Source organism: Pseudomonas sp. P5_A2_2 (genome assembly GCF_054177685.1).
Genome location: NZ_JBGCUL010000592.1, coordinates 1 through 2,864 on the forward strand (window position 1 = coordinate 1; position 2,864 = coordinate 2,864).

General features: G+C 62.3%; 3 protein-coding genes. All 3 read right to left on the bottom strand.

Annotated elements, in window-relative coordinates:
* Nucleotides 1-53: 53 nt before the first annotated feature.
* Nucleotides 54-863, bottom strand: coding sequence for a transglutaminase family protein (locus ACXRVY_RS22755; RefSeq protein WP_223462204.1), 810 nt, complete (start codon nt 861-863; stop codon nt 54-56).
* Nucleotides 860-1,810, bottom strand: coding sequence for an alpha-E domain-containing protein (locus ACXRVY_RS22760; RefSeq protein WP_458238299.1), 951 nt, complete (start codon nt 1,808-1,810; stop codon nt 860-862). The genes ACXRVY_RS22755 and ACXRVY_RS22760 overlap by 4 nt, the downstream gene beginning before the upstream one ends.
* Before the next feature lie 12 nt (nt 1,811-1,822).
* A partial coding sequence (locus tag ACXRVY_RS22765) for a circularly permuted type 2 ATP-grasp protein (RefSeq protein WP_458238300.1) occupies nt 1,823-2,864 on the bottom strand: 1,042 nt, incomplete at its 5' end.

Genomic DNA, 2,864 nt, shown 5'->3' on the forward strand with positions numbered 1-2,864 from the left:
ATCTGACGCCATCGCGAGCAGGCTCGCTCCTACAGGGTTCGGCGGTGTTTCCGTTACTGCTGTTGTACCGAGATCACTGGCGCGGGCGTCGGTGAAACCAGCACCTTGGCGTGCATCTGCTCACACCCGCCGCCCCGGCGCATCCCGCGCACCGGACAGGCATCCAGGTAATCCAGGCCCACCGCCAGTTTCAGGTGGCGTTCCGGCCGGGCCAGTTCATTGGTCACGTCGAAGCTGTACCAGGCGTCGTCCAGCCAGGCTTCGGCCCAGGCGTGGCTGGCCAGGTGTTCGCTGTTTTCGCTGTACAGATAACCCGACACATAACGCGCAGGAATGCCCAGGCTGCGGGTGCAGGCGAGAAACGCGTGGGTGTGGTCCTGACACACGCCGGAGCGCCCGGCAAAGGCCTTGGCCGCGCTGGTGTCGACTTCCGTGGAGCCCGGCGTGTAGGTCATATGCTGGTTGAGGCCATGCATCAGATCGATCAGCGCCGTGCGATCGCGGCGTTGCTTGCATGCCTTCTCGGCGAACGCCCGCAGGGCGGCGTCGGCTTCGGTCAAACGGGTGAAGCGCAGAAACGGCAACGCCGACTGGCTCTCGTGTTCGGCCTCACGCATTTCGTCGATATCGACCTGGCCACGGGCACCGATGATGATCGCTTCGTGCGGTTCGTCCATGGTCAGCACATGCAGGATGTTACCGAACGGATCGAGTTGCGCGCGCACCGGGCGCGGCAGGTCAAGTTGCCAGCTGAGCACGTGCTGACGCTCGCTGTCGTGGGGCGTCAGTCGCAGGTACTGGATGCTCGCCCGCACCTTGTCTTCGTAGTGATAGGTGGTCTCGTGGCTAATGGAAAGTCTCATGCGGCCTCCAGATAAGAACTGTGAATCGCGTTACCCAACTGGCGCACCAGCGGGATGAACTCGGTCAGCCAGGCGTGCAGGCCTTCGTCAAGAATTTCGGTGATGCCGGTGTAGCGCAGGCGTGCGTCCATTTCTGCCGCCAGGCGTTGTGCGGGGCGACCGTTGGCCCCCGGCAATTGCGCGAGGATCTGGTCGATCTCTTCGGTGCAGGCGCGCAGGGATCGCGGCACATCGGCCCGCAGCAACAGCAACTCGGCGACATGCCGGGCGCCGGGGGCGTCGCGGTAGATTTCCGTGTAGGCCTCGAACGACGACAACGCCCGCAGCAACGCGCTCCATTGGTAATACGCGTGAGCCGTGCCATCGCTGACCGCTTCGGCCTGATCGCCAGCCATTTCGTAGCGGGCATCGAGCAGACGCAAGGTGTTGTCCGCCCGTTCGATAAAAGTCCCCAGACGAATGAAGCGAAACGCATCGTTACGCATGATGGTGCCGTAGGACGCGCCCCGGAACAGGTGGGAACGTTCCTTGATCCACTCGCAGAAACGGCTCATGCCGTAGCGACCGAGACCCTGTTCGGCGATGCCGCGAATTTCCAGCCAGGTGGCGTTGATGTTTTCCCACATGTCGGCGGTGATGCGCCCACRCACCGCATGAGCACTGGCCCGTGCGGCACCGAGGCAGCTGTAGATGCTCGCCGGGTTGGCCGCATCCAGAGCGAAGAAATGCAGCAACCGTTCGGCATGCAGTTCGCCATGGCGCTCCAGGTAATCGTCCAGGGTACCGGTGATCAACAGCGGCATGGCCAATTCGTGCAAACCATCGCCACGTCCGTCCTGCGGCATCAGCGACAGCGAATAGCTGATGTCGAGCATCCGTGCGAGGTTTTCCGCCCGCTCCAGGTAACGCGACATCCAATACAAATCCGAGGCAGTTCTACTTAACATGACAGGCTTCCTTTAATCCTCGACCACCCAGGTGTCCTTGGTTCCGCCGCCCTGGGAGGAATTGACCACCAGGGAGCCTTCGCGCAGGGCGACGCGGGTCAAACCGCCGGGCACGACCCGGGTTTCGCGGCCCGACAGGACAAACGGCCGCAAGTCGATGTGGCGCGGCGCGATGCCGCTTTCGACAAAGGTCGGACAGGTCGACAGCGACAGCGTCGGTTGTGCGATATACGCATGGGGTTTGGCGATGATCCGCGCGCGGAAGGCTTCGATTTCCGCCGCCGTCGCTGCCGGCCCCACCAGCATTCCGTACCCGCCGGAGCCTTGGGTTTCCTTGACCACCAGTTCTGGAAGATTGGCCAGCACGTGGGAAAGCTCAGACGGATTACGGCATTGCCAGGTCGGCACGTTCTTCAGGATCGGTTCTTCGTCCAGGTAGAAACGGATCATGTCGGTAACGAACGGATACACCGACTTGTCATCCGCCACCCCCGTGCCGATGGCATTGGCCAGCACCACGTTGCCGGAACGGTAGGACGACAGCAGTCCCGGCACGCCGAGCATCGATTCCGGGTTGAACGCCAGCGGATCGAGGAAGGCGTCGTCAAGGCGACGATAAATCACGTCGACCGCTTTCGGCCCGTCGGTGGTGCGCATGTAGACCTTGTCGTCACGCACGAACAGGTCCGCGCCCTCCACCAGTTCCACACCCATTTCCCGCGCGAGAAACGCATGTTCGAAGAACGCGCTGTTGAAGCGGCCGGGTGTCAGCACCACCACGCTTGGATTGTCGATGGGACTTGAGCTTTTCAGGGTATCGAGCAGCAGGTTCGGGTAGTGGTCGATGGGAGCGATGCGTTGTGCCGCGAACAGCTCGGGGAACAGCCGCATCATCATCTTGCGGTCTTCGAGCATGTAACTGACGCCGCTCGGTGTACGCAGATTGTCTTCGAGCACGTAGTAGGTGCCGTCGCCGTCGCGCACCAGGTCGACGCCGGAGATGTGCGAATAGATATCGCGGTGCAAATCCAGGCCCTGCATCGCCAACTGGTAC